Origin of the sequence: Caballeronia mineralivorans PML1(12) (assembly GCF_001028175.1) — a bacterium.
In the GTDB taxonomy this organism is placed as follows: domain Bacteria; phylum Pseudomonadota; class Gammaproteobacteria; order Burkholderiales; family Burkholderiaceae; genus Caballeronia; species Caballeronia mineralivorans.
Map to the genome: position 1 here is coordinate 1 of NZ_AEJF01000230.1, position 26,189 is coordinate 26,189.

Genomic DNA, 26,189 nt, shown 5'->3' on the forward strand with positions numbered 1-26,189 from the left:
AGAGTTCATCTGGGGCCTCCGCACGAAGCCGAACGAAGACCGCTCATGGAGAATGAAAAGAAGCGCACCGGTCACTGACAAAGGGCCGCAACTGTCGCGCCGCATACCGCCCTGAAAAATACACACACCCGACTGAATTGCAAAAAAGGAAGCCAGCAATGAGCCGCTTAGTCGTTGTATCGAATCGCGTAGCCTCGCCGACGGAAACCAAAGGCTCGGCCGGTGGCCTCGCAGTAGGTGTCTTCGGCGCGCTGAAGGACAGCGGCGGGGTCTGGTTCGGCTGGAGCGGCGACGTAGTGAGCGACAGCGTGGCGAACCAGGGCCCGAAACTCGAACAGGACGGCGCGGTCACGTTCGCGACCGTGGGCTTGCCGAAGAAAGACTACGACCAGTATTATCGCGGTTTTTCGAACGCAACCTTATGGCCCGTCTTCCACTATCGCAATGATCTTGCTGTCTACGACCGCGACGAATACGCGGGTTATCGGCGGGTCAATTCGTGGCTGGCGCATCGTGCAATCAAACTGCTGCAACCCGACGATGTCATCTGGGTCCACGACTATCATCTGATCCCATTCGGCGAAGCGCTGCGCTCGGAAGGCGTGACCAACCGGATGGGGTTTTTCCTGCATATCCCGTTCCCGTCGCCGCAGATCCTGCTCAACATTCCGCCTCATGAGGAACTGGTCAAGTCGCTGTGTTGCTACGACGTCGTGGGCTTCCAGACGCCCGGAGACCAGACCGCTTTCCACGATTACATCGTCCGTCACGCGCATGGAAAAGCGTCACCCGACGGCGAAGTCGAAGCGTTCGGCCGCAAGCTGAAAACCGGCGTGTACCGCATCGGCATCTTCCCCGATGAAATCGCCGAACAAGCTACTCGCGGCGAAGCGCGTCAGGACGTGATGGACCTGAAGCAGAGCCTGGAAGGCCGCAAGCTCATCATGAGCGTGGACCGACTGGACTATTCGAAGGGTCTGGTCGAGCGCTTCAAGGCGTTCGAGCACTTCCTGGAGAAATCGCCGGAATGGCGGGGCAATGTCACGCTCGTGCAGATCGCGCCGCCTACGCGCTCGGACGTCGATACGTATCAGCAGATCCGTCATAACCTGGAATACGAAGCAGGACGTATCAACGGCCGTTACTCGGGCCTCGACTACACACCGATCCGCTATATGAACCAGCGCTATGACCGCTGGAAGCTGATGTCGCTGTTTCGTGAATCGCAGATCGGGCTGGTCACGCCGCTGCGCGACGGCATGAACCTGGTGGCGAAGGAATATGTCGCGGCGCAAAATCCCGACGATCCCGGCGTACTCGTGTTGTCCCAGTTCGCGGGCGCCGCCGACGAGATGACGGGCGCGTTGCTGGTGAATCCGCACGACATCGTAGGGATGAGCGAGGCAATTGGACGGGCGCTTTCCATGCCGCTCGCCGAACGCCGCGAGCGTTACGAGGCCAACATGGTCATGCTGCGTAAATACGATCTTGGCGTGTGGCGCGACTCTTTTCTCGCCGACCTGCGCGGCGTGAAGCTCAACAAACGCCCGGCGAGCAGCAAATAAAACCCCGTTAAGCGCCGACCCGAATGCGGCGCTCGACGATCGGATATCGAGCCGAAAACCGCAAGGAATCAACGATGTTCGAGTGTTTCGCGACTGTAACAGCGTCGCGGAAATGAAAGTTTTGCCAACTTTCACGCATCTGCGGCCAATAATACGGTGTCGTACTCGGGCGTTGCACGTCGCGCGAGGGCGACCGGCGATTGTGCCAGGCACTATCGCCGACTAAACATCACGGCGACGTAAGACCGAGTGGAGACGCGAACAATGAGAATTGCACAGATAGCCCCCTTGACCGAATCGGTACCGCCCAAGCTGTATGGCGGGACTGAGAGGGTCGTGTCGTATATCACCGAGGCGCTGGTCGAACTCGGACACGACGTGACCTTGTTCGCTTCAGGCGACTCGCAAACCAAGGCGAAGCTGGAAGCCGTTTGGCCGCGCGCGTTGCGCCTGGACCCGGCCATCCGCGACCGGATTGCCCCGCACATGCTGCTGATGGAAATGGTGCGACGCCGCGCCGACGAGTTCGACGTGCTGCATTTCCACATGGATTACTACTCGTTCTCCCTGTTCAAACGCCAGGACACGCCGTTCGTCACGACGCTGCATGGCCGTCTCGATCTGCCGGAACAACAGCCGATCTTCAACACGTTCAATACCGCACCGGTAATCTCCATTTCGGACGCGCAACGTCATCCGTTGCCGCAGGCCAAGTGGCTGACGACGGTGTATCACGGGCTGCCGGAAATGCGTTACATGCCGCAGCCGGTCGAACAAAAGTACCTGGCGTTCCTCGGGCGGATATCGCCGGAAAAACGGGTTGACACCGCCATCCGGATCGCCGGCACCTGCGGCATGAAAATCAAGATCGCGGCGAAGGTGGACTCAGCGGACCGCGAGTATTTCGAACGCGAGATTGCGCCGCTGATGGAATTGCCGTACGTGGAATTCATCGGCGAAATCGACGATGGCCAGAAGGCCGACTTCCTCTCCGGCGCCCACGCGCTGCTGTTCCCGATCGACTGGCCGGAGCCGTTCGGTCTTGTGATGATCGAGTCGATGGCGTGCGGCACGCCGGTGATCGCGTTCAATCGCGGCGCGGTGCCGGAAGTGGTGGACGAGGGCGTGACGGGGTTTATCGTCGAGGACGAGATTGGCGCCGTGGCTGCGGTGAACCGGCTGCATACCGTGTCGCGCGAAGGCGTGCGCAAGCGCTTCGAAGAACGCTTTACGTCGCGTCGCATGGCGCAGCAATATGTTGATGCTTATCAAGCGGTCGTGCGCGCGCAAAAGCGCTCGCGTTTCAAACTGATCGATAGCGCGACCAGCTAAAAGACGCTTCCAGCAGGAACGTCACAAAAAACCGCCGCGCCGTACGACCTTCGGGTCGCGCGGCGCGGCGGTTTTGTCTTGGCGTGCGTGGATCAGGATCCGGGCCGGCTTTCGCCGGCCTCCCAACACCCTTAGATCTTCAGACGCGACACCTTCGTGCCTTCCAGCGAGAGATTCGCCATCAGGCCGGCGTTCGTCAGCACGAACACTTCGACCGGCGCCGTAGCGGTGGTCGAATCGATATTGCCGTTCGCGCCCATCTTCACCAGCGCGACCGATGCGTCGCCGCCTACCGACCAGCCGTCCGTATTGCGGAATGTGTCGAGTGAGTCCTGCGTCATGAACAGGAAGATGATGGCTTTCGATTGCGCGCCGGCTTGCAGGCCGATCGACCCCGATGTCGTGCTGTAGTAGCCGATCGATCTGCCGCCAACCCGCAGCGCGCCCTTGCCGTACTGCGCCCCGACGATAAAACCTGCAGCGATCACCGACGGGAATACGAGCACGCCACGCGCCTTGCCGACCAGTTCACGCGAACCGCGAGCGGTGACGTAGAGGCGTTGCATGGTCGCGTCGATATCCGCATCGATCGAACGGCGTGCATCCGCGTCGCCAGCGGTCTGCTGTGCGCCCTGATTCGACGTGGTCGTGCATCCGGCAAGCGCGAGACCCCCCAGCGCAAGCGCGGCAGTCGATTTGATCATGAAGTTTCGTCTTTGCATTGTTTTCTCCATCGTGGTTTTTTGGGAAACCCCATCTACGGGTGTTTACGGGTGTTGCAGCTTGGCGTTTTATAACACGGCACGTACTTGCGCAACATGTCATGAAACCTCGCGAAGCCTTACCCCGCTTGGCTTGTGCCCGATCACGCCAACGCAATGAGGTAATTTTGACCTACCCGGCCAAGGCGCTGTCGGCGTGAGAAAACGCTTGTTTGTTCGAAATATTCGTCTTTCACGCCAGACACAACCCAAGGACGCAAACGGCGGGCCAGCCCGTCCAGATTGCCCGGTTTCCGGTCAAACTTACCCGTTGAAATAAATTGAAAACTGCCGTGGATGGTGCAAAAAAAACGCACAAAGCTCTTGTCGCCACGCCGCAAGACCCTGTTTAAGGCTTGGCGATGCGAGTCGATTCGCTGGCGGGCTTCGCGTCTTGTTTTTTAGTAGGGGGCCGCCGGAGCGAGCGTCGAATTACGCCGATCACCGCGCCGAGCAAAAACAGCGTGACGGCCGGCACGATCCAGTAGCCGACAAACGCATGCCATAGATAACCGAACAGCACGCTGCGGCGAATCGAATATTCCTCGACTGCGTCCTGATTCTTGGCGGCATTGGCTGCCAGCACGTCCTGCGGACAGCCGGCTATGCGAGCTTCATCGAGAGAACCGTGGCAACGCGAAGCTGTGGGGGCGGCGTGTTGTGCGTCCGTGAATATCCAGGCGGACTGGATGCGCGCGAGGTCTTGGGCGTCATAGGCCAGTTGCTCGCGAATCTCGTTTACAGCAACGATCATGACTGGAACCGCCCAGAAAATGATCAAGACCAGCCACCGCCTGAACCAGCGGTTTTTATATCGCCATACCATCCTCGGGCCTCCGTCCGTTGCGGTGCTGCAAGCCGGCTAGACTGCGGCGGACCGATGGCGCATTAGTTGTTCTGGTGGGCCGCCTCGCGTCCATCTTATGAGATAAAACGCGCGCCGCGTAGCACGACCGTAGCTGCACTGCAATAAGACGGGGCGGGGTTTTCCCGCGTCCGGGACTTCACCTACGCACGATTTAATCGCGAAAAACCGTGAAAAAAGCCGCGTGCCCAAAGGCCCCGCGGCTTCAACAAACAATCGAACGCCACCTCGCGCCGCTTCAGCTCTTGTTGCTGAGACAGCTCTTCATGTAGGCCTTGCGGTCGTCGCCAGTCTTGCCCGTCGCCGATTTGTTGCACGCCGTCATCTTCTGTTGCTGGGTCATCGGCGTGGCGGCGGCTGTCGGCGTCGAGGAGAGGCAGTCCTTCATGAAGGCCTTGCGGTCATCGCCTTTCTTGCCCGCCGCCTGCGCGTTGCAGGTGGTCATCTTCGATTGCTGGCTGTTATCGGCAAACGCCGGTGTTGCAGCGAAGGTCACGCTTAAAGCTACGCCCAGTGCGAGCGCTGCCATGGTTGCCTGGATCTTCATTCGATGCTCCCTTTAAGTGGATGACGTGAAACGAGGTGAGGTGATGCAAGGTCAGGCGCGGATCAATACCACTGTGGCTTTTGCCGTCATTTGCCATTATTGTCAGGCGGATCAATCGGTAGGCCAGGGTAGGCCAGTCAGGCAGCCCATTATGGCAAAAAGCCATACAAATGCCGTACGGTTTCGAACCCACGGCACCGAAAAGCGTGCGGGGTTCGTTGATTTCAAAAGCCGGGGACATGACCCGAATCGCGCTTTCTCAACGCCTCGACATACGCTTTGTAAGCTTCTGCTGCATAACAGCAACGATTTTGCGCAGGAGGCTTACAATTTCCGCTTGTCCGCCCGCGTGTGTGAACGGTCGACGATTTCGCGGCCCGTAACAATGGCGGGAAGCCCTCGTTGTAACGTCACAACATTCGCGATAACGGTCTGTCATCACGTCGACAAAGCGCCTTAGCACAGTCTCTTCAGGCACTGTCCGTGCGCTGCCATGTGTTGAGTCATCAAGCCGTGCGATCCTGTTGTTCAACCTGCCCTGAGGAGTCGCGTATGTCCCACCCCTCGTCCGATCACTACAAAGGCTTTGAGATCTCCGTCCAGGCGTTGCGCCGCTCGAAAGAACGCGACGAACCCGACAACGGCCCGCGCCATTTCGATATTGTCGTGACCATTTCGCGCAGCGCGAGCGGCGAGAGCGGCAAGTCGGAGATGTTCGGCGTCCCGGAGCAGGAACCGTTCGACAGTCCTATCGACGCGACCCGCGCGGGGATCGACTATGCGCGGGCGATCATCGACAAGAAGGTGGACGGGGAATCCGTCGATGATCTGTGAGAGCTTGCGGGCCTTATGGAGCCGGGCGGAATGCATATGCGTTTCGCGAGCGGGAGGTCATTAGCTGCCCGGTCATCGTCATCACGCGGCGCCACAAAATCAGGGCCGACAGCAATTGCGGCGCGTGGCGGAAACGTCCACGCTCATCGGGCTGTGCGAGCTTGCTGCGGAGCTTACATTCGCCAGACCGATGACACGCAAGACCGCGCGGGGATCTGCCGGAGCCGAGAACCCAGACACTCATCCTGTTTCATCCAACAACTCAAAACAAAACCAGGAGATTCGCTGCATGAACTCACATCGCAAGTCTGTCAAACCCGCACTGCGCCGCCGTTTCATCTCGATCGCGCTGTCGCTGAGCGCCTGCGCCGCGTTGCCGTTGTCGCTGTACTCCACGAGTGCCGCCGCGCAAGCCGCACACAAGCCGAGGGTCGCGCTCGTCATGAAGTCACTGGCGAACGAGTTTTTCCTGACCATGGAAACCGGCGCCAAGGATTATCAGAAACACAACGCGAACCAGTTCGACCTGATCACCAACGGCATCAAGGACGAAACCGACACCGCGAACCAGATTCGCATCGTGGAGCAAATGATCGTCTCGAAGGTCGACGCGCTCGTGATTGCCCCGGCCGATTCGAAGGCTCTGGTCCCAGTTATCAAGAAGGCCGTGGATGCCGGGATCATCGTGGTGAATATCGATAACCGGCTCGATCCGGACGTGCTCAAGTCGAAAGACCTGAACGTGCCGTTTGTCGGCCCGGATAACGCGAAGGGTGCGAGAGAGGTGGGGGCATATCTCGCCAAGAAGCTCAAATCCGGCGATGAAGTCGGCATTATCGAAGGCGTGTCGACCACGACCAACGCGCAGCAACGCACGGCCGGCTTCAAGGAAGCGATGCAGGCGGGCGGCATGAAGGTTGTTGCGCTGCAATCCGGCGACTGGGAGATCGACAAGGGCAACGCAGTGGCGTCGCAGATCCTGAACGCGAACCCGAACGTGAAAGCATTGCTGTGCGGCAACGACAACATGGCGATCGGCGCCGTCTCCGCCGTGCGGGCGGCCGGCAAGGCGGGCAAGGTGCAGGTGGTCGGTTACGACAACATCAACGCCATCAAGCCGATGCTCGCCGACGGCCGCGTGCTCGCGACCGCCGATCAATACGCCGCGAAGCAGGCGGTATTCGGTATCGATACGGCTTTGAAGGCGATTTCCGAGCACAAGAAACAGTCGGAATTGTCGGGCGTGGTTGAAACGCCAGTTGACCTGATTACAAAAAAGTAGGTAAGGGTAGGTATTACGCGCATAGAAAATAGGATTTGTCTGCTTAAAATCTCAAGATCCGGGCGCTACTGCCGATAAACGAGAGAATGGGACGATCAAACATTTTTCTCGATGAGCGGCAGCGGTGCCCAGCATCTTGTCTACCAACGTAGTGGGCCGATCGGGGTTTCGCGGACAAACCTGATTGCAAACGATTGCGATCAGGTCAGTACCGGGTTGGAAGCGGGATGCAAACGCCGACAACCGAAGCCCGGTTTGCGGCCCAGCGCAGCGACAGGGCGCGCGTGCTCTTCAGGAGCGCGGCGGCTTTTCGCCGGGGAAGATGATGGACGACATGGTGGAAACCGCGCCCGTGCTGACGGTGAGCGGTATCGGCAAGACTTACGTAGAACCGGTTTTATCCGATGTCACGCTGGATCTGCACGCAGGCGAAGTGCTCGCGTTGACGGGGGAAAACGGGGCGGGGAAAAGCACGCTGTCCAAGATCATCGGCGGCCTGGTTGATCCGACCACCGGCACCATGACCCTGGGTGGAGCGCCTTACGCGCCGGCCAGCCGCAAGGAAGCCGAAGCGCTCGGGGTGCGGATGGTGATGCAGGAGCTGAACCTGCTGCCTACCTTGTCGGTGGCTGAGAATTTGTTCCTGAACCGCCTGCCGCAGCGCAAGGGGTTCAAGTTCGGCTGGATCGACCGGGCGACGTTGCGCGAGGATGCCCGGCACGCGATGCAGCAGGTCGGACTGGATGCGATCGACCCGGACACGCTCGTGGGCGCGCTGGGGATCGGGCATCAACAGATGGTGGAGATCGCGCGGAATCTGATCGGCGATTGCCGGGTGCTGATCCTGGACGAACCCACCGCCATGCTGACCGCGCGCGAAGTGGATTTGTTGTTCGAGCAGGTCGAGCGGCTGAAGGCGCGGGGCGTGGCGCTGGTGTACATCTCGCACCGGCTGGAAGAGCTGAGGCGGATCGCGGGGCGCGCGGCCGTGTTGCGCGACGGCAAGCTGGTTCATGTCGACGCCATGCAGAACCTGACCAGCGACCGGCTGGTCACGCTGATGGTGGGACGCGACATAGGCGAGCGGATCGATCTGGGCGAGCGGCGGATTTGCGAGGTCGCGCTGAAAGTGGCGGGCATGAGCCGCGGCGACGTGGTCCGCGACGTGTCTTTCGAGGTGAAGGCGGGTGAGATTTTCGGCATCAGCGGGTTGATCGGCGCTGGCCGTACGGAGTTGATGCGGCTGATCTACGGCGCCGACCGGGCCGATAGCGGCGTGGTTTCGGTGGCGCGTGCAGGCACGGCGCTGACGGCGGTGAAGATAACGTCGCCCACGGACGCCGTGAAGCACGGCATCGCGTTGATTACCGAGGATCGCAAGGGCGAGGGTTTGCTGCTGCCGCAACCGATTGCCGCGAACATTTCGCTGGGGAACATCGGCGCGGTGTCGAGCAACGGTGTTGTCGATGGACGGCGTGAAGCGGCGCTGGCGCAAACGCAGATCGACGCGATGCATATTCGCGCCGCCGGTCCGTTGCAGCCGGTGTCGGAGCTGTCGGGTGGCAATCAGCAGAAGGTGGTGATCGGGCGCTGGCTGGCGCGAGATTCCACGGTACTGCTCTTCGACGAACCCACGCGCGGCATCGACGTCGGCGCGAAGTTCGATATATACGCCTTGATGGGCGCGCTCGCGCTGGAAGGGCGGGCGTTGGTGGTGGTGTCGAGCGATCTGCGTGAATTGATGCTGATTTGCGACCGGATCGGGGTGATGTCGGCGGGACGGATGACCGGGGTTTTCGAGCGAGACAAATGGTCGCAGGACGCACTGCTGGCAGCGGCTTTTGCCGGTTACGCGAAACGCGACGAGATTCTCCAGGAACCGATTGAGCCGGACGCGAAAGCGCCGCCTCAGCCGGAGATTGACGGGCAAGCGGGGCGACCGGCCGCGGAGCGCTGAATGAGCGAACAGGCAACCGATTCGCTGGCCGGAAGGAAAGAGAAGGCCGCGAAGGATGTGTGTTGACCGCCGACGCGCGGAAGGACGTAAAGCCGGTTGGCACGCGGCTTGGAATTGAGAATTACCCGGGTTTGGCGGGTGCGATGATCGTGTTTTTGCGTCAGGATAGTGACAACGCAAACGCTAACGCGCAGCGAGTTGAAGCAGGTGAACAGCAGCAAAAGCTGCGGCGCCAGAAGTGCAGGAAAGCCGGCGCGGGGAAACACGTTGGTGGACGGCCAGAACGGCCGCAAACAGGCAGGGATTGAAGGGCAGGACCGAGCAGGCAACTGGGAACGCAAGGCTGGAGGGGCAGCGCAAGAGGGATGTGCGTTGCTGTGGCTATTAAGAAGATCAAAAAGCAAGACCAAGTCAGAGAGAAGGACCAAGTATGGCGACGATCAAAGATGTAGCAGCCATTGCGGGCGTGTCGTTCACTACGGTGTCGCATGTCGTGAACAACTCGCGGCCCGTTTCGGCGGAAGTGCGGCTGAAGGTCGAGCGCGCGATTCAGGAGCTGGATTACGTGCCGTCGGCGGTGGCGCGCTCGCTCAAGGCGCGCAACACGCTCACCATCGGCTTATTGGTGCCGAATGCCACCAATCCGTACTTCGCGGAACTGGCGCGAGGGGTGGAAGACGGATGTGCGAAGAACGGCTATTGCATGTTCTTCTGCAATTCCGACGACGACCCCGCCAAGCAGCGCAGCTACTTGCGTGTACTGCAGGAAAAACGCATTGACGGGCTCGTGATTGCGTCGGCGGGAGAAGATGCGGTGCTGGCGCAAAGTCTTGCCGGATCGCGCGAACCGCTAGTGATCCTGGACCGGAATATTGAAGGGGTATCGGCGGATCTGGTGCAGATCGACCACGAGAAGGGCGGTTATCTAGCCACGCGCCACTTGCTGCAACTCGGCCATTCGCGAGTGGGCTGCATCACCGGCCCGATTGCCACCGCGGTCAGCGCGATGCGCGTTCACGGGTTTATCCGCGCAATGGCCGAACGCGGTATCGAGATTGAGCCAAACGCCATTCAGCAGAGCGCGTTTTCCGCGACGGGCGGTTATGAAGCGGCCTCGCAGCTCTTCGATACCCTCAAACCCACCGGCATTTTCGCGTGTAACGACATGATGGGCGTGGGTGCGTTGCGCGCGGCAGCGGAGCGGGGCATTAACGTGCCGCGTGACTGTTCAATTATCGGTTTCGACGATATCGAATTGAGCCGGTACACGTATCCGGCGTTGTCGACGGTTGGGCAATCGGTGCGCGAACTCGGAGAGCTGGCGGCTCAGACGCTGATCGACCGGATTGCGGGGAAGGTGCCGGCGACCACGCGGCGGCGGGTGGTGACACCGCGGATGATCTTGCGTGAATCGACGGGGGTCGTGCCGGAAGTGTTGCCGCAGGCCTATAGGAGGGGAGCAACGTCCGCTCCGGCGAGCGCTTCTGCCATTGCAGCGCAATCGGTTGCACGAGGTAATACGGAAAAGGCTTGAACGGAGACGAGCGTTTGTTCGCACTTGATTTTTAGCGTGTAGGCGGTGTTTTGCTTGCAGCAGGGTTGATTTGCTGGCGCAAGCAAAACCCGGCTGTAAGACCGCGCGAGCGAAACCATCTCTGACAGGGACTAATCTGACAGGGACTAATAAAACTAAAGAGACTATTCGAACCAAGTCGATAGCTGCGGCTAACAACCCGCTTCCATCCGTCTGCAGAATCCATCCCGCCTGCCCCAGCGCGAGTGACCTCGCGAATAATCCTGCTAACACTTAAACAAGCGCATTAATGTGCGGGTGTCATTAATGTGCGGGTTTACTTGTAACCGCGCATCGAAAAGTCCTAGGGTTATTCATTAGACGAAATAACATTTCACGAATTTCCTCAAGTGCTTCGCAAACACGCCGTAAAAGAAGTCCAAGCAGACGAATTTTGGCCACACATTGAATCGTGATTCCAGAACGCACCGCCGACACTTTCAATTGCCGCTACGAGGAAAATCATGAACATGAGTTTAACGATCAAGGCCCGTCTCGGTCTGACGATGGCATTCCTGGGGCTGCTCCTCGTAGCCATCGGCGGATTGGGGCTCTACGGCATGAATGAATCAACCAGTGCGTATCGCGACACGTTTGAAAACCAGATGCCAAGCGCCAACGCCGTCAGCAACGCGGAACTTTATACGGCGCGCGAACGGCTCGTGTTTGACCGCGCAGCGCTTCTTGCCGGTACGCCGGAAGCCGCTCCGACCATCGAGCGCGGCGCACTGATGCGCGGCCGTGCCAACGATTTCTGGAAGAAATACAGCGAGCTGCCGCAGACCCCGGCCGAAAAGCAACTCGCCGATACCTCCAACGCCAAGCGCCTGGCGCTGCAGAAAGCAATCGACAGCGGTTACGAGGCCGTCAAGGCCAATGAACAGGCGCGCATTATCGAAACGGCCAAGGCGATGCAGGCCGCGTACGGCGAGCTTTCGACCGCCAACGACGCTCTGCGCAAATTCCAGTTCGACGAAGCGAGGCAAGGCTACGACGCTGCCCAATCGGCTGCCGTCACGTTCCGCACGTTGAGCCTGACTGCAATCCTGATCGGCCTGGGCGCTGCCGCGTTCTCGTGGTTCGCGCTGCGCCGCGCGATCGGCCGGCCGCTGGACGAAGCGATCGAGCACTTCGAAGCGATCGCCGCCGGCGATCTTCGCGGCAAGGTCACCATCACCTCGCGCGATGAAATGGGCCTCCTGATGCAAGGTCTTGCCAAGATGCAGGCAAGCCTCGTCGGGACGGTGCGCAGTGTGCGCTCGGGCAGCGAATCCATTGCGTCGGCGACCAAGCAGATTGCGGCGGGCAATATCGACTTGTCGTCGCGCACGGAAGAACAAGCTTCAGCGTTGCAGGAAACGGCGTCGAGCATGGACGAACTGACCGGCACCGTTAAGCAAAACGCCGATAACGCCCGTCAGGCAAGTTCGCTGGCTGCCAACGCGTCGGAGATCGCCAACAAGGGCAGCCGCGTGGTGGCGCAGGTGGTCGGCACAATGGGCGACATCAACCAGAGTTCGGCGAAAATCGCGGACATTATTACGATCATCGAAGGGATTGCGTTCCAGACCAATATCCTGGCGCTGAACGCGGCCGTGGAAGCAGCCCGCGCCGGTGAAGAAGGGCGCGGTTTCGCGGTCGTAGCGGGTGAAGTGCGCAGCCTTGCACAACGCTCGTCGGCGGCGGCGAAGGAGATCAAGGGTCTTATCGATACCTCGGTCGAACGTGTGCAATCGGGCACCTCGCTGGTCGATGAAGCCGGGCGCACGATGAACGAGATTATCGGCGCGGTGCAGCGCGTGACGGACATCATGGGCGAGATCGCGGCGGCCTCCGAAGAGCAGAGCAGCGGCATCGAGCAAGTGGCGCGCGCGGTCACGCAAATGGACGAAGTGACGCAGCAGAACGCGGCGCTCGTGGAGGAAGCGGCGGCCGCGGCGCAATCGCTGGAAGATCAGGCGGCGAAGTTGCGGCAGGCGGTAGCTGTGTTTCATCTCGACGATGACAGCTCGGTCGAGACCAGTTTGAGTCGCCCGGCTGCGCGGCCCGCGTCATCCGCGGCGGCGAAGTCGCGCTTGGCCGTTCCGGCGAGAACACGGCGCGCCGAACCGGCGATGGCATCGCCGAAAACGCCGCTCGCAGCAGCGCGGCCGGTGGCAGTCGCGGCTACCGGCGACTGGCAAACCTTCTGATCGGCTGCCCCTGGATTTATCGGGTCGGACAACCGATGTGCACGCGCCCCGCGAAGTTGTTTCGCGGGGCGCGTTTTAATTGATGGTTTGTTTTTCCTTAAGCCTTCGCTGCCGGCCCGCTTTCAGCGACCGAACCCTCACTCGAAAACCGTCCCGACGTTTTAAATACGCGTTTTTAAATACACGTTCCAGCGAGTACCGGAGCGGTGAGGGTCCGATCATCGTTCGGCTGTCAGCGGCTTGAATACAGCCTTTGGCCAAATCAAAAGGCCGTCGATACCCAGCTGCGCTTACCGGGCGTTTGCCATCGCAGAAGCCCTGTCGTCCAGACCCGAACTCGCGATTCCTACCGACTTCCCCGTACACTGAGCGCACTTCGTTCAACCCGCATCGGATCGGAATTCGTTTTCGATGCCCACCACAGGACGCTCGCCATGACCGAATCCACCCTCGCTGCGCAACTTGTCCAGGCCCGCCGACAGCGCACCCTGATAGAAGACCTCGAGTCGGTCGATATCCCCGCCGATGCCGAAGCGGCCTACGCCATCCAGCACAAGGTTCTGTCCCTATCCGGCGCGCGCATTGGCGCCTGGAAAGTCGGTGCCCGGGCACCCGGCGCGCAGGCGAACGCGGCGCCTATCGATGCAGAACTCGTCCACACGTCGCCCGCGCGCGTCCCGCATGCGGCGTTCTTTCGCGTGCTGGTCGAACTGGAGATTGCGTTTCGCTTTTCATACGCGTTGCCGCCCCGCGATGAACCTTACAGCCGCAGCGAAGTGTTCGCGGCGCTGGGCAGCATGGCGGTGGCGCTTGAAATTGTCGATAGCCGCTTCGCGCAATGGCCGAACCTCGCGACGCTGGCACAACTTGCCGATTCGCAGAACAACGGTGCACTGATCGTGGGCAAGATGGAGCCGTACGAGGTGATCGCGCCGAACTTCGACTTCCTTTCACCGCTGCTCGAACTGGCCGTCGACGGCGTCTCGATCGTGCCGCCGAGCACCGGCAATCCGGCCGGCGATCCGCGCGAACTGCTAGTCTGGTTCGTCAATCATTGCAGCGCGCACGGCCACACGGTCCAGCCGTTCTGGACGGTGACGACCGGCTCCTACACGGGCGCGCGGCGGGTCGATGGGCCGGGCGTGGTGAGCGGACGGATCGACCGCATCGGCGAGATCGAACTGACGTTGGAGTGACATTCGGACGGAATGTCGAAGCGCAATGAAAGGATGCTGAAACAGATATCCATGCGCTGTTGTTACATCAAAAAAGGCACTCGAACGAGGGCCTTTTTACCTTCTAAATCCCTCTGCACGTAGCGGGTATAGGCGGTCAACGGATGCCTTTGCGCATCGTTTAGTAAGAGAGAAACGCGCGACATTTGAGAGCCTGCAATCGAATGGACATGAGAGTGACGATGCCAAAAAACACATTGGAACTTGCATCGTTCCGGTGCTACGAAGCGTATGTGACATACGCACGGTAAAACCCGTCGGGACAAGCGCCGGGAACGACCCCGGAAGTTGGGATAACCAGTGGATAACGTGTGGATGAGCGGGGGACAACACAGGGATAACTCGACATGCGCGAGACTTAAGCACGACATAAGCACTCAATGCATAAACGCGGGGTACGCTGAGCCTCGGCAGCAGCAGTCGGGGTATCCGGCTGCCAGCATGTCGCATGGGTCCAGGGCTTGTACAGCAAGGCTGTGCAGCCAATACGGAAAACGTTTCGCGAGTCGGGATGATGATTGTAGGTGAACGAAAATATTCCACCAAGCTAGGAATACTTCGAAGCAAATCAACAACGCATTTGCATGAAAAAAAATTCGAATAGGTTTAGGATGAACTGAAGCGATGTTGTTCTGATTAGGCGCGCCGCGCACACATTGCTTTCTGACTTCGGCGAGGAGGTAGCATGGATATCTACAGCAGTTTCGCGACCCGCTTCGAAAAGACCCGCGAGGAGGAATTCTCGCTCGAAGAGTATCTCGCGCTCTGCAAAGACGATCCTGCAACGTATGCAACAGCGGGCGAACGGATGTTGGCGGCTATCGGGGAACCGGAATCAGTCGACACGCGCACCGACCCGCGTTTATCGCGTGTGTTTGCAAACAAGGTGATCAAGGTGTATCCGGCATTCCGTGAGTTCTACGGAATGGAGGAAGTGATCGAGCAGGTGGTGTCGTACTTCAGGCATGCAGCCCAAGGGCTGGAAGAGAAGAAACAGATCCTGTATTTGTTGGGACCGGTAGGCGGCGGCAAGTCATCCATTGCTGAGCGTCTCAAGCAACTCGCCGAGCGTGTTCCGTTCTATGCAATCAAGGGTTCGCCCGTCAATGAGTCGCCTCTTGGGCTTTTTGACTACGACGAAGACGGCCCGATCCTCGAAGAGCAATACGGCATTCCGCGCCGCTATCTCAAGAACATCCTGAGTCCGTGGGCAGTGAAGCGCCTTCACGAATTCAATGGCGACATCCGCAAGTTCCGCATCGTTCGCCGTTACCCCTCCATCCTGCGCCAGATCGGTATTGCCAAGACCGAACCGGGCGATGAGAACAATCAGGACATCTCGTCACTCGTCGGCAAGGTCGACATCCGCAAGCTCGAAACTTACTCGCAGGACGACGCCGATGCGTATAGCTACTCCGGTGGCTTGTGTCTCGCGAACCAGGGCTTGCTCGAGTTCGTCGAAATGTTCAAGGCCCCGATCAAGGTGCTGCACCCGTTACTCACGGCTACGCAGGAAGGCAACTTCAAGGGCACGGAAGGCTTCGGTGCGATCCCGTTTGATGGCGTGGTCCTCGCTCACTCGAACGAGTCGGAATGGAAGACGTTCCGTAATAACAAGAACAACGAAGCACTGCTCGATCGTATCTTCGTGGTCAAGGTGCCGTACTGTCTGCGCTACAGCGAAGAGATGAAGATCTACGAGAAGCTGCTGCGTAATTCTTCGTTGACGAACGCTGTTTGCGCGCCGGGTACGTTGAAGATGATGGCGCAGATGGCGGTGCTCACGCGCTTGCATGAGCCGGAAAATTCCAGCCTCTTTTCGAAGATGCAGGTCTACGACGGCGACAACCTCAAGGATACGGACCCGAAGGCGAAATCGTTCCAGGAGTACCGCGATTTTGCAGGCGTCGATGAAGGCATGAACGGCGTTTCAACCCGCTTCGCATTCAAGATCTTGTCGCGCGTATTCAACTTCGATTCTGCCGAAGTCGCGGCCAATCCGGTGCACCTGATGTACGTACTGGAACAGCAGATCGAACGCGAACAGTTTCCGCCGGAAACCGAACAGAAATACCTGTCGTTCATCAAGGATGTGCTGGCATCGCGCTATGCCGAGTTCATCGGCAAGGAGATTCAGACCGCGTATCTGGAGTCGTATTCGGAGTACGGACAAAACATCTTCGATCGTTACGTCACGTATGCCGATTTCTGGATCCAGGACCAGGAATTCCGCGATCACGATACCGGCGAAAGTTTCGACCGTGCGTCGTTGAATGCGGAGCTGGAGAAGATCGAGAAGCCGGCTGGCATCAGCAACCCGAAGGATTTCCGCAATGAGATCGTGAACTTCGTACTGCGGGCTCGGGCGGCGAACGGTGGCAAGAATCCGGCGTGGATCAGCTACGAGAAACTTCGGGTGGTGATCGAGAAGAAGATGTTCTCCAATACCGAAGAACTTCTGCCAGTGATCTCGTTCAATGCCAAAGGATCGGCGGAAGAACAGCGCAAGCACGAAGACTTTGTGAACCGGATGGTCGCGAAGGGCTATACGCCGAAGCAAGTGCGTCTGCTCTGCGACTGGTATCTCCGGGTGCGCAAATCGTCGTAATGCGGCCTGCTTTTTGGTCTGCTTTTTGGTCTTTTCCACAGGGAGATTGATGACTTTTCAGCGAAAGCGGGTAAAACGTGATTGAATCGTAGTTGTGTTGTCAGTTTTGAGTCATACGTTCGCGTAACGCTGGCTTTGGAACCAGCGAAACGCGAGCACCTTGGCGAGTGCTGGCCTTGGCGCCACAGCGCGCGGTTCCGGGCCAACAGCGCTTCGCTTCCTCGCCAATTACGCGGGAGACTGGATGTGCTGCATCAAATCATCGACCGCAGGTTAGCCGGTAAGAACAAGAGCATTGCCAACCGCGAACGCTTTTTGCGTCGTGTCAAAAACTATATTCGCCGCGCGGTGTCGGATGCCGTTCGGGACCGTAGCATCAAGGATATCCAGAGCACGCAAAGCATCACGATTCCGAAGAAGGACATCGCCGAACCGTCGTTCCGGCATGGCCCTGGCGGGAAGCGCGAGCTCGTGCATCCGGGTAACGCCGAGTACATTCGTGGCGACAAGATCGCGCGCCCGACTGGCGGAGGCGGTGGTGGCGGCAAGACCGCGAGCAACGAGGGCGAAGGGCAGGACGACTTCGTGTTCGAGTTATCGCGGGAAGAATTCATGCAGTATTTCTTCGACGACCTCGAGCTTCCGCGTCTCGTCAAAACCCAATTAGCAGCCGTGCCGACATGGAAGAACGTGCGGGCGGGGTTTTCGGCGGAAGGAACGCCAAACAATATCGATGTCGTGCGTTCGCTGCGCAGTGCGCTCGGGCGGCGGATTGCATTAGGGTCGCCGTTATCGCGCCAGTTGCTGGAGTTGGAGCGGCAGTTGGAAGCGCTTCAACTGGAAAATGGCGACCCCGAGGAAATTGCGCGGCTGGAAGCCGACATCGTGATCATGAAAGGGCGCATCACGCGGATTCCGTTCATCGACCCATTCGACTTACGCTACGTCAACCGGACCAAACAACCCACGCCATCAAGCAAGGCCGTGATGTTTTGTCTGATGGACGTGTCCGGTTCCATGGACGAGCAGCGCAAGGATCTGTCGAAACGTTTCTTCATTCTTTTGTACCTGTTCCTGAACCGGAACTATGAAAAAATCGAAGTCGTCTTCATCCGGCATCACACGCGCGCGGAAGAAGTGGACGAAGAAACCTTCTTCCATTCGACCGAAAGCGGCGGCACGGTCGTGTCCAGCGCGCTCGAGTTGATGAAGAAGATCATGGATGAGCGTTATTCGCCCAACGAGTGGAATATCTACGGCGCTCAGGCGTCCGACGGCGACAACTGGACTGACGATTCGCCCAAGTGCCGCAAGCTGCTCGCCGAGGACATTCTTCAGAAGGTGCGCTATTTTGCCTATATTCAAGTAGCGCCTGAAGAGCAGAATCTCTGGGTCGAATATGCTCATCTGGCACAGAGCGCGCCTGAGCTCGCGATGAAGAAAGTCGAATCGGCTGCGGATATTTATCCGGTCTTTCGCGAACTGTTCGAGAAACAGCAGGCGGCTGCATGACGACACGGCATTTGGATAACGAAGCACGTGGGTATCACCTCAAACCCGGCGAAGAACTGAAAGCACAAGACAGCGCGCCCCAAAAGGCCAGGAAGCCACGCAAAAGCGCGGCGTCGGAAGGAGACACCATGAACGTGGCGGAAAAAAGGCCGTTGCCGTGTCCATCGGATTGGACCTTCGAGTTGATCGAGGAATACGACACCGAGATTGCCCGTGTCGCGCAGCGGTATGGGCTCGACGTCTATCCGATCCAGCTCGAACTGATCAGCGCCGAGCAGATGATGGACGCGTACGCGTCGGTCGGCATGCCGGTGAACTACCGGCACTGGTCGTTCGGCAAGCACTTCCTGTCCACCGAGAAGAGTTACCGGCGCGGGCAAATGGGCCTCGCGTACGAGATCGTCATCAACTCGAATCCGTGTATTGCGTACTTGATGGAAGAGAACACGATGACGATGCAGGCGCTCGTCATCGCGCACGCGGCGTACGGGCACAACTCGTTTTTCAAGGGCAACTACCTGTTCAAACTGTGGACAGACGCGCACGCGATTATCGATTACCTCGTTTATGCGAAGAATTACATCGCGGAATGCGAGGAGCGGCATGGCATCGACCGGGTAGAGGAATTGCTCGATTCCTGCCACGCGCTCATGAATTATGGCGTCGACCGGTATAAGCGGCCGCAGAAGCTCTCGCTGGCGAAGGAAGTGGCCGCGCGGCGCGAACGTGAAGCGTATTTGCAGTCTCAGGTGAATGAACTCTGGCGCACGCTGCCGAATAAAAAGGCGACCACCACCGAGGAAATTGAAAGCCGGTATCCGCCGGAACCGCAGGAAAACCTGCTGTATTTCGCCGAGAAGAATGCGCCGCTGCTCGAACCGTGGGAACGCGAAGTCATTCGCATCGTGCGCAAGGTCGGCCAGTATTTTTATCCGCAGCGGCAGACGCAGGTCATGAACGAAGGCTGGGCCACGTTCTGGCATTACACGCTGCTGAATACGCTTTATGCGGAAGGCCGTCTGGAAGACGGCTTCATGATGGAGTTCCTCCATTCGCACAGCAACGTGGTGTATCAGCCGCCGGTGACCAAGCAGTATTACAGCGGCATCAACCCGTATGCGCTGGGATTTTCCATGATGAGCGATATTCGCCGCATCTGCGAAAACCCGACGGATGAGGACCGCGAATGGTTTCCGGAGCTTGCCGGCAGCGACTGGCTGGAAGCGCTGCATTACGCGATGCGCAATTTCAAGGACGAGAGTTTTATCGCGCAGTATTTGTCGCCGCATCTGATTCGCGAAATGCGCCTGTTCTCGATTCTCGACGACGACATGCGCGACTCGCTGGAAGTATCCGCTATTCACGACGAAAGCGGGTACAGGTATGTCCGTCAGGCGCTGTCGCGGCAGTACGACATGCATCATCGTGAGCCGAATATCCAGGTGTATTCGGTGAATACGCGCGGCGATCGCAGCCTGACACTACGCCATTTCATGACCGACAACCGTCACCTCACCAATGACAGCGAAGAGGTTCTCAAGCACATGGCGCGGCTGTGGCAATTCGACGTGTATCTTGAGAGCGTCGATGAAAACGGCACGGTGAGAAAGCGCTTCGATTGCAAATACACCGGGGCGGAGAAACGCTGAGTTTTCCGTCTACGTTGCGGTATAAAAAAACCGGCTCACTGAGTAATCAGCGAGCCGGTTTTTTTAAGGCGAGTGGGCAAAAAGCCAGACGCTAGACCTTCTTGTCGATGGTCCGTCCTTCTTCTTCCTGCGTGAACAAATCCCAACTCGCCATGAACAGCGCGGCGATCAGCGGTCCAATCACGAAGCCATTGATCCCGAATAATCCCATTCCGCCCAGCGTGGAAATCAGCACGACCCAGTCAGGCATTTTCGTGTCCTTGCCGACCAGGATCGGACGCAACACGTTGTCCACCATGCCGATCACCACGACGCAGAACACGATCAGGATCACGCCGCGCCAAATATCGTCGGTGAGCAGAAAATAGGCTGCAGCCGGCGCCCAGACCAGCGCGGCGCCGATCGCGGGAAGCAGCGAGAGGAACGCCATCAGCACGCCCCACAGCAGCGACCCCTGGATGCCCAGCGTCATGAAGATCATCCCACCGAGGAAACCCTGCACGGCGGCGACCGCGATGTTGCCCTTCACCGTCGCCCGCACGACAGTCGTGAACTTGGCGATCAAGTGCTGCTTGGGACCTTCGTCAAGGGGCAGGGCGCGGCGAATGCGACGGCCGATTTCACCGCCATCGCGCAGCAGGAAAAACACCAGGTACAGCATCACGCCGAAGCTGATCACGAACTGGAACGTGTTCTGGCCGATGCTGAACGCCTTCGTGGCCACGAACTGGCTGATGGCGGCAGCGCCGCTGGTCAGCCGCTGCTGAATGCTCGGGATATCGGTCAGGCCGAAGCGGCCGAGCAGCGTCTGCAAGGAGTTCGGCAGTGCGTGAATGGCCTGCTGGAAGTAGGTCGTGAAATTCGGCTGGCCGGCCTTGATCTGCGCGTAGGCGAGGCCGATTTCCTGCACGAGCGTAGCCGCTACGAAGCTGAGCGGAAGGATCACCACCACGATCGTCAACCCCAGCGTCGCGAACGCCGCCAGATTGCGTCGCTTGCCGAATTTAACGGCCAGATAGCGCTGCAACGGCTGGAACAGGATCGCGAGAATCGTGCCCCAGAAGATCGCGCCGAAGAACGGCAGCAAGATCCAGCAGAGCGCAACGGTGACGACAAACAGCAAGATGTGGAAGAACTTCTGGTGAACTGAGTGGTTATTCATAAGATCCCTGAAGTGAAGCTGGAGTCGTGGCGCCATAGCGAGCTTCGATGCCCCGGACACCCTTACCAATGCGATTGCCGGATGCTAGCACGGTCAAGTTTTGGCCCGTTTGGCAGGCTTTGTAAGATTTTCCACTGCATAACGTCAGGCTTTTTCTGCATGGATCTTGCCGTCATCTCGAAAATAGATATAATTGAGTACTCACTCACTTATTTAATCAGTTCGATCACGTACGATGGCTCGACCCAAAAGCGACGACAAACGCAACGCGCTGCTTCTCGCCGCCGAACAGGTTTTTGCACAACGCGGACTGGCGGCTGCACCGACATCGGCGATATCGAAGCAAGCGGGCGTCGCGGAAGGGACCTTGTTCACGTACTTCCGCACGAAGGACGAGCTCGTGAATGCGCTCTACCGTTCCATCAAGCTCGATCTCGCCGATGCACTCATGTCCCGGTTCCCCCGGCAGGGACCCGTGCGTGACCGGCTTGAATATCTGTGGAACGCGTTCGTCGATTGGGGTGTGGCGAACCCGCAGCGGCTGAACGTGCTGGACCAGTTGTCGGTGGCGGATACGGTCAGCGACGAATCGAAGGCAGTGGGTTACGAACCGTTCGCCGAGATCGAAACGCTCGCGCAAACCAGCATCAAGACCGGCGTGTTACAGGCTTACCCGGTCGAGTTTGTAGCCGCAAGCATGAAGGCGCTGGCGGAAACCACGATGGCGTTCATGACAGCGTATCCGGCGGAAGCCACGCGGTATCGGAAGGTTGGTTTCGAGGTGTTCTGGAACGGCGTTACTGGCAACACGAAAAGCTGAACCGCCAAGTCGGTCCTGTGGACAGTAAACGTCAATTTAATGACTGATTACTCACGCAAATAAGCGTTTTGGAGGACAAGCACATGAGTACATGGACCACAGCCGATATCCCTTCGCAAGCAGGCAAACGCGCGTTGGTGACCGGCGCGACCGGCGGATTGGGTTATGAAACGTCGCTGGAACTGGCCCGCGCGGGCGCCGAAGTAATTCTCACCGGACGGAGCGACGCGAAAGGGCGAACGGCTCTCGAACGTATTCGCCGCGAAGTGCCGGCGGCTCAGATCCGTTTTGAACCCATCGATCTGGCGAGCCTCGCGTCTATCTCCCGTGCCACGAAGCGGCTGCTTGAAGAAGACTTGGCGATCGATGTGCTCGTGAACAATGCCGGCGTGATGATGCTGCCCAAGCACGAAAAGACCGCCGATGGCTTCGAACGCCAGTTCGGCACCAACTATCTCGGTCACTTCGCGCTGACCGCGCAGTTGCTGCCATTGTTGCAAAAGAGCGCCGCGCCGCGCGTGGTGAATCTCAGCAGCATTGCGCATCGGCGAGGGAAGATTGCCTTCGATAACCTGCAAGGCGAGCGTGCCTATAAAGCGTGGCCGGCATACGAACAGTCGAAACTCGCCATGCTGATGTTCGCGCTGGAACTGCAACGCCGCAGCGACGCGAACGGCTGGCGCCTCATGAGCAATGCGGCGCATCCGGGGTTTGCGCGGACCGATCTCATCGCGAATGGGCCGGGAGAGACGGGCGTGATGGCGCTGGTGAGCCGCGCGATGAAGCCATTTTTAAGCCATAGCGCCGCGGACGGTGCATTGCCCACGCTGTTGGCCGCCACATCGCCCGATGCACGGCCTGCAGCTTATTATGGTCCGAAGGGCTTTCAGGAAATGATGGGGGCGCCCGCCGAGGCGCGCATCTACCCGCAAGCCATGGACACAGCCGTTGCCGCGAAACTTTGGGACGCGTCAGTGAAACTCACCGGCGTGTCGTGGCCGGAGAAATCATGAAAGTGCTTATTTTTGGCGCGACAGGAATGGTCGGGCAAGGCGTGTTGCGCGAATGCCTGCTCGATACGGACATCGAGCGCGTGGTCACGGTGGGGCGTAGTGCAACAGGGCAGCGATCCCCGAAGCTTACCGACATCGTGCATAAGGATCTCTTCGATCTCACCTCGATCGAGTCCGAACTCACCGGCTTCGATGCATGCTTTTTCTGCCTGGGCGTGTCGTCGTTCAGGATGAGCGAGGCTGACTACACTCGCCTGACTTACGATTTGACGTTCGCGGTCGGGCGGACTTTATCGCGTCTTAATCCGGACATGACCTTCGCCTATGTGACGGGGGCGGGGACCGATACAACCGAGCGCGGGCGCAGCATGTGGGCACGCGTGAAGGGCCGCACCGAAAACGCGCTGATGCGCATGCCGTTCAAGGCCGCGTATATGTTTCGTCCGGGGATGATTCAGCCGATGGACGGTATTCGCTCGAAGACGCCCGTGTATCAGATGGTGATTTCGCTGGGGCGGCCGTTGTTTCCCGTGTTGCAGCGCGCGTTCCCGAACGCAATCACCACGACCAGTCAGTTGGGGCGGGCGATGATCGCGGTAGCTAAGGAGCGCGCGGCGTCGCGGGTGTTGGAGACACGCGATATTACTAAGTACTAGACAGCATGTTCGCATGGAGAAGCGAGTGGAATCGCCCCGCCATGCGAACGAAACCCTCTATCGCGCGGCATCGCCCCATCGATATGCCACCGTGGCGTCGTCCAGTTGCGTCTTCAGCTCGGCATCGAGAGCAAAGTCGACTGCGGCCAAACTATCCGAGAGCTGCTCGGGCCGGCTGGCCCCGATGATCGCCGATGTGATCACCGGATTCGCCAGCACCCACGCCACTGATGTCTTCGTCAACGACTCACCGGTTGCGCCCACGATCTGCTTCAACTTTTCGATGGTTTCAAACTCGCGCTCATGCCAGTAGCGCTGCTGATACATCGACCCGGCTTTGCCGACCGTCGCCGTAAAACGACCCTCGGAGGGCGCGGCATCGTGCCTATGCTTACCCGTCAGCAAACCACCCGCTAGCGGGTTATACGGAATCACGGCCAAATTCTCGTCGGTGGCAAGCGGCAGCAACTCACGCTCGATCTGCCTGAATAACAGGTTGTAACGCGGCTGGACCGAAACGAAGCGCGCCACGCGCAAGACATCGGAACGACCCAATGCAGTCGCAAGCCGGTACGCCAGGAAATTCGATACGCCCACGTACCGCGCCTTGCCCTGACGCACGATCGTATCGAGCGCTTCCAGGGTTTCGTCGAGCGGCGTGTTGAGATCGTCGGAATGGAGTTGGTACAGGTCGACGTAATCGGTATTGAGCCGCTTGAGCGACGCATCGATGGCGTCAAGCAAGTGCTTGCGCGACGCACCCTGATCCCACGCCGAAGGCCCCATCTTGCCGACTGCTTTCGTCGCCAGGATGAACTGGCTACGCCGCGCGGGCGCATCCTTCAACCAGCGTCCGACAATCTCCTCCGTGCGTCCGGCCGCGCTTTCCGTGCTGCCGAGCGGATAGACGTCGGCGGTATCGATGAAATTGACTCCCGCTTCCGCAGCACGATCCATGATGCTGCGTGACACGTTCTCTTCCGTCTGCAGACCAAAGGTCATGGTGCCGAGGCACAGACGCGAAACATTCAGGCCGGTACGGCCAAATTTGCGGTATTGCACGACAAACTCCTTGAGCGGTGTTGAATGCGGGTTGAGTATCCAACCAGCTTAAACGTTCAGGCTCGAGCCTGCATTTTCCATGTTCACGAAGTGGCAGCTTGCGGTGCCGGGCGAGAAGGCACTGCATCCAGAAAACGAAACACGATGGCCGATGCCAGCGTCACCAGGCCCACGCATACAAACGCGATCCGGAACGCGAGCGCCGCCGAGCCGAGGTTCGCCGAGAACACCGACACCAGGCCGCCGCCAATCGATACACCCAGTCCGATCGCCAGCATCTGCACCATCGAAAAGAGACTGTTGCCGCTACCGGCATCCTTGATCGACAAACCCTTGAGCGTGACGCTGTTCATCGCGGCGAACTGCATGGAATTGCACGCGCCGAACACGGCAAGGATCGCGATCTCGATGACGAGCGGCGTGCCAACCGAAAACGAAGCGAAGCCAACTATCGATGCCCCTACGAGGATCGTGTTCCACAACAGGAAATTATCGTAGCCGTAGCGCTTCACGAGTGGCGAGATCCAGCCCTTTGCAACGGTCCCGGCGAAGGCGGCGGGCAACATCATCAAGCCCGAATGCAGCGGCGTGTAACCCAGCTGTAATTGCAGCAGCAGCGGCAGGAGAAACGGCACGGCGCTCGATCCGATCCGGCACAGCAGGTTGCCGATCAAGCCCACGCTGAAGTTCGGCTCGTTGAACAGGGACAGCTTGAAGAGCGGATCGGGCCGACGTTTGGCGTACGGAACGTAAGCGAGCGCAGCAATTGCCGAGAGTACGAACAACCCGCCCGACACCAGCAGCTTGTGCGATTGCGCGGGGCTGTCCAGCGCCATCGAAAACGCGACCATGCAGAGCGACAACATCGCGCAGCCGATAAAGTCGAAGGGCGGGGCATGAGCAATCGCATCGTCGGGAAGAAAGCGATGCACGGCGATCAAACCCAGCGCGCCGATGGGCACGTTGATCAGGAAGATCCAGTGCCATGAAAACGATTCGACGAACCAGCCGCCCAGCGTCGGTCCAAGAATCGGGCCGACCTGGCCGGCAATGGAGATGACCGCGAGCGCCGATACATACGCCTCGCCCGTCACGCTGCGTAACACGGCCAGCCGGCCGATGGGCAGCAGCATCGAGCCGCCGATCCCCTGGATCACGCGCGCCACGATCAGTTGATTCAGCGATTGCGCGTTAGCACAGCAGAGCGAGCCGATCACGAACAGCAGGATCGCGACGAAATAAACGCGGCGGGTGCCGAAGCGGTCGGCGAGCCAGCCGGACGCAGGCGTGAGAAGCGCCATAGTCAGCGTGTAGGCGACGACGATAGGTTGCATCGCGAGCGGTTGCGCATGCAGGCTGTGCGCAATGGAGGGCAGGGCCGTGTTGACGATGGTCGTGTCGAGGGCTTGCATGAAAAAGCCGACAGCCACGATCCACAAAAGCGCCGTGTGTGAGTTTTTTGAAGTCATCCAGTTACTGCTGAAAACGGTGTCGCGCGGGGTTCACGCGATGTGTCGATTTTAAGACGTCGATTGGTAATCGGGAACCCCGCTGGCTACGTTGA

Annotated in this window: 20 protein-coding genes; 14 read left to right on the forward strand and 6 right to left on the reverse strand. The window is 59.1% G+C overall.

Annotated elements, in window-relative coordinates; genetic code table 11:
* The first annotated feature begins 158 nt into the window (after nucleotides 1-158).
* Together otsA and EOS_RS37695 are read left to right on the forward strand one after the other, a co-directional pair.
* On the forward strand, nucleotides 159-1,565 hold the full coding sequence (otsA, locus tag EOS_RS37690; protein ID WP_047897317.1) for an alpha,alpha-trehalose-phosphate synthase (UDP-forming): 1,407 nt from the start codon (nucleotides 159-161) through the stop codon (nucleotides 1,563-1,565).
* 264 nt (nucleotides 1,566-1,829) lie between these two features.
* The gene (locus tag EOS_RS37695; RefSeq protein ID WP_047897318.1) at nucleotides 1,830-2,897 is read left to right on the forward strand and encodes a glycosyltransferase family 4 protein; all 1,068 of its coding nucleotides are present in this window, start codon (nucleotides 1,830-1,832) and stop codon (nucleotides 2,895-2,897) included.
* A gap of 131 nt (nucleotides 2,898-3,028) precedes the next feature.
* Here EOS_RS37695 and EOS_RS37700 read toward each other — a convergent pair whose 3' ends face one another.
* The 3 genes from EOS_RS37700 to EOS_RS37710 form a co-directional block, all read right to left on the reverse strand.
* Nucleotides 3,029-3,619, reverse strand: a complete 591-nt coding sequence (locus EOS_RS37700) for a BPSL1445 family SYLF domain-containing lipoprotein (RefSeq protein ID WP_047897319.1) — start codon at nucleotides 3,617-3,619, stop codon at nucleotides 3,029-3,031.
* A gap of 388 nt (nucleotides 3,620-4,007) precedes the next feature.
* Nucleotides 4,008-4,484 carry a hypothetical protein gene (locus tag EOS_RS37705; protein WP_047897320.1) on the reverse strand — a complete coding sequence of 159 codons (477 nt, stop codon included), beginning with the start codon at nucleotides 4,482-4,484 and terminating at the stop codon, nucleotides 4,008-4,010.
* A 277-nt stretch (nucleotides 4,485-4,761) separates the two neighbouring features.
* Nucleotides 4,762-5,070, reverse strand: coding sequence for a PsiF family protein (locus EOS_RS37710; RefSeq protein WP_047897321.1), 309 nt, complete (start codon nucleotides 5,068-5,070; stop codon nucleotides 4,762-4,764).
* A 552-nt stretch (nucleotides 5,071-5,622) separates the two neighbouring features.
* On the opposite strand from EOS_RS37710, the gene EOS_RS37715 reads away from it, so the two are divergent.
* The 9 genes from EOS_RS37715 (at nucleotide 5,623) to EOS_RS37760 (ending at nucleotide 19,912) form a co-directional block, all read left to right on the forward strand.
* Nucleotides 5,623-5,904, forward strand: coding sequence for a hypothetical protein (locus EOS_RS37715; RefSeq protein WP_047897322.1), 282 nt, complete (start codon nucleotides 5,623-5,625; stop codon nucleotides 5,902-5,904).
* A gap of 289 nt (nucleotides 5,905-6,193) precedes the next feature.
* Nucleotides 6,194-7,186 (forward strand): sugar ABC transporter substrate-binding protein, encoded by a 993-nt coding sequence (locus EOS_RS37720; protein WP_047897323.1) that lies wholly within the window; start codon nucleotides 6,194-6,196, stop codon nucleotides 7,184-7,186.
* Nucleotides 7,187-7,508: 322 nt separating this feature from the next.
* On the forward strand, nucleotides 7,509-9,143 hold the full coding sequence (locus EOS_RS37725) for a sugar ABC transporter ATP-binding protein (protein ID WP_047897324.1): 1,635 nt from the start codon (nucleotides 7,509-7,511) through the stop codon (nucleotides 9,141-9,143).
* Nucleotides 9,144-9,573: 430 nt separating this feature from the next.
* Complete coding sequence (locus tag EOS_RS37735) at nucleotides 9,574-10,677, forward strand: LacI family DNA-binding transcriptional regulator (RefSeq protein WP_082163669.1); 1,104 nt, start codon at nucleotides 9,574-9,576, stop codon at nucleotides 10,675-10,677.
* 503 nt (nucleotides 10,678-11,180) lie between these two features.
* A complete protein-coding gene (locus EOS_RS37740; protein WP_152693254.1) occupies nucleotides 11,181-12,908 on the forward strand; it encodes a methyl-accepting chemotaxis protein in 1,728 nt (575 codons plus the stop codon).
* 434 nt (nucleotides 12,909-13,342) lie between these two features.
* Complete coding sequence (locus tag EOS_RS37745; RefSeq protein WP_047897327.1) at nucleotides 13,343-14,104, forward strand: 2-keto-4-pentenoate hydratase; 762 nt, start codon at nucleotides 13,343-13,345, stop codon at nucleotides 14,102-14,104.
* A gap of 724 nt (nucleotides 14,105-14,828) precedes the next feature.
* Nucleotides 14,829-16,751: a PrkA family serine protein kinase gene (locus tag EOS_RS37750; protein ID WP_047897328.1), complete on the forward strand. Its 1,923-nt coding sequence runs from the start codon at nucleotides 14,829-14,831 to the stop codon at nucleotides 16,749-16,751.
* A gap of 246 nt (nucleotides 16,752-16,997) precedes the next feature.
* A complete protein-coding gene (locus EOS_RS37755) occupies nucleotides 16,998-18,263 on the forward strand; it encodes a YeaH/YhbH family protein (RefSeq protein ID WP_047897329.1) in 1,266 nt (421 codons plus the stop codon).
* Between the two features lie 128 nt (nucleotides 18,264-18,391).
* Nucleotides 18,392-19,912 carry a SpoVR family protein gene (locus EOS_RS37760; protein ID WP_407639221.1) on the forward strand — a complete coding sequence of 507 codons (1,521 nt, stop codon included), beginning with the start codon at nucleotides 18,392-18,394 and terminating at the stop codon, nucleotides 19,910-19,912.
* 91 nt (nucleotides 19,913-20,003) lie between these two features.
* Here the strand turns inward: EOS_RS37760 and EOS_RS37765 are convergent, their stop codons facing one another.
* Nucleotides 20,004-21,074, reverse strand: a complete 1,071-nt coding sequence (locus EOS_RS37765) for an AI-2E family transporter (protein ID WP_047897331.1) — start codon at nucleotides 21,072-21,074, stop codon at nucleotides 20,004-20,006.
* A gap of 235 nt (nucleotides 21,075-21,309) precedes the next feature.
* On the opposite strand from EOS_RS37765, the gene EOS_RS37770 reads away from it, so the two are divergent.
* The 3 genes from EOS_RS37770 to EOS_RS37780 all read left to right on the forward strand — a co-directional run bounded on the left by EOS_RS37770 (nucleotide 21,310) and on the right by EOS_RS37780 (nucleotide 23,563).
* Complete coding sequence (locus EOS_RS37770) at nucleotides 21,310-21,894, forward strand: TetR/AcrR family transcriptional regulator (RefSeq protein ID WP_047897332.1); 585 nt, start codon at nucleotides 21,310-21,312, stop codon at nucleotides 21,892-21,894.
* 83 nt (nucleotides 21,895-21,977) lie between these two features.
* On the forward strand, nucleotides 21,978-22,907 hold the full coding sequence (locus EOS_RS37775) for an SDR family oxidoreductase (protein WP_047897333.1): 930 nt from the start codon (nucleotides 21,978-21,980) through the stop codon (nucleotides 22,905-22,907).
* On the forward strand, nucleotides 22,904-23,563 hold the full coding sequence (locus EOS_RS37780) for a Rossmann-fold NAD(P)-binding domain-containing protein (RefSeq protein WP_047897334.1): 660 nt from the start codon (nucleotides 22,904-22,906) through the stop codon (nucleotides 23,561-23,563). Before EOS_RS37775 ends, EOS_RS37780 begins: the two co-directional genes overlap by 4 nt.
* 57 nt (nucleotides 23,564-23,620) lie before the next feature.
* Here EOS_RS37780 and EOS_RS37785 read toward each other — a convergent pair whose 3' ends face one another.
* Nucleotides 23,621-24,625 (reverse strand): aldo/keto reductase, encoded by a 1,005-nt coding sequence (locus EOS_RS37785; protein WP_047897335.1) that lies wholly within the window; start codon nucleotides 24,623-24,625, stop codon nucleotides 23,621-23,623.
* 83 nt (nucleotides 24,626-24,708) lie between these two features.
* Nucleotides 24,709-26,094, reverse strand: coding sequence for a DHA2 family efflux MFS transporter permease subunit (locus tag EOS_RS37790; protein WP_047897336.1), 1,386 nt, complete (start codon nucleotides 26,092-26,094; stop codon nucleotides 24,709-24,711).
* Nucleotides 26,095-26,189: the final 95 nt, after the last annotated feature.

What these genes read in the sequence shown, in the direction of transcription:
- EOS_RS37695 (WP_047897318.1), top strand. Translation starts at nt 1,830, where the DNA reads ATGAGAATTGCACAGATAGCCCCCTTGACCGAATCGGTACCGCCCAAG.
- EOS_RS37780 (WP_047897334.1), top strand. Translation starts at nt 22,904, where the DNA reads ATGAAAGTGCTTATTTTTGGCGCGACAGGAATGGTCGGGCAAGGCGTG.
- otsA (WP_047897317.1), top strand. Translation starts at nt 159, where the DNA reads ATGAGCCGCTTAGTCGTTGTATCGAATCGCGTAGCCTCGCCGACGGAA.
- EOS_RS37700 (WP_047897319.1), bottom strand. Translation starts at nt 3,619, where the DNA reads ATGCAAAGACGAAACTTCATGATCAAATCGACTGCCGCGCTTGCGCTG.
- EOS_RS37775 (WP_047897333.1), top strand. Translation starts at nt 21,978, where the DNA reads ATGAGTACATGGACCACAGCCGATATCCCTTCGCAAGCAGGCAAACGC.
- EOS_RS37720 (WP_047897323.1), top strand. Translation starts at nt 6,194, where the DNA reads ATGAACTCACATCGCAAGTCTGTCAAACCCGCACTGCGCCGCCGTTTC.
- EOS_RS37725 (WP_047897324.1), top strand. Translation starts at nt 7,509, where the DNA reads ATGATGGACGACATGGTGGAAACCGCGCCCGTGCTGACGGTGAGCGGT.
- EOS_RS37745 (WP_047897327.1), top strand. Translation starts at nt 13,343, where the DNA reads ATGACCGAATCCACCCTCGCTGCGCAACTTGTCCAGGCCCGCCGACAG.
- EOS_RS37710 (WP_047897321.1), bottom strand. Translation starts at nt 5,070, where the DNA reads ATGAAGATCCAGGCAACCATGGCAGCGCTCGCACTGGGCGTAGCTTTA.
- EOS_RS37705 (WP_047897320.1), bottom strand. Translation starts at nt 4,484, where the DNA reads ATGGTATGGCGATATAAAAACCGCTGGTTCAGGCGGTGGCTGGTCTTG.
- EOS_RS37790 (WP_047897336.1), bottom strand. Translation starts at nt 26,094, where the DNA reads ATGACTTCAAAAAACTCACACACGGCGCTTTTGTGGATCGTGGCTGTC.
- EOS_RS37770 (WP_047897332.1), top strand. Translation starts at nt 21,310, where the DNA reads ATGGCTCGACCCAAAAGCGACGACAAACGCAACGCGCTGCTTCTCGCC.
- EOS_RS37740 (WP_152693254.1), top strand. Translation starts at nt 11,181, where the DNA reads ATGAACATGAGTTTAACGATCAAGGCCCGTCTCGGTCTGACGATGGCA.
- EOS_RS37715 (WP_047897322.1), top strand. Translation starts at nt 5,623, where the DNA reads ATGTCCCACCCCTCGTCCGATCACTACAAAGGCTTTGAGATCTCCGTC.
- EOS_RS37750 (WP_047897328.1), top strand. Translation starts at nt 14,829, where the DNA reads ATGGATATCTACAGCAGTTTCGCGACCCGCTTCGAAAAGACCCGCGAG.
- EOS_RS37765 (WP_047897331.1), bottom strand. Translation starts at nt 21,074, where the DNA reads ATGAATAACCACTCAGTTCACCAGAAGTTCTTCCACATCTTGCTGTTT.
- EOS_RS37760 (WP_407639221.1), top strand. Translation starts at nt 18,392, where the DNA reads ATGAACGTGGCGGAAAAAAGGCCGTTGCCGTGTCCATCGGATTGGACC.
- EOS_RS37735 (WP_082163669.1), top strand. Translation starts at nt 9,574, where the DNA reads ATGGCGACGATCAAAGATGTAGCAGCCATTGCGGGCGTGTCGTTCACT.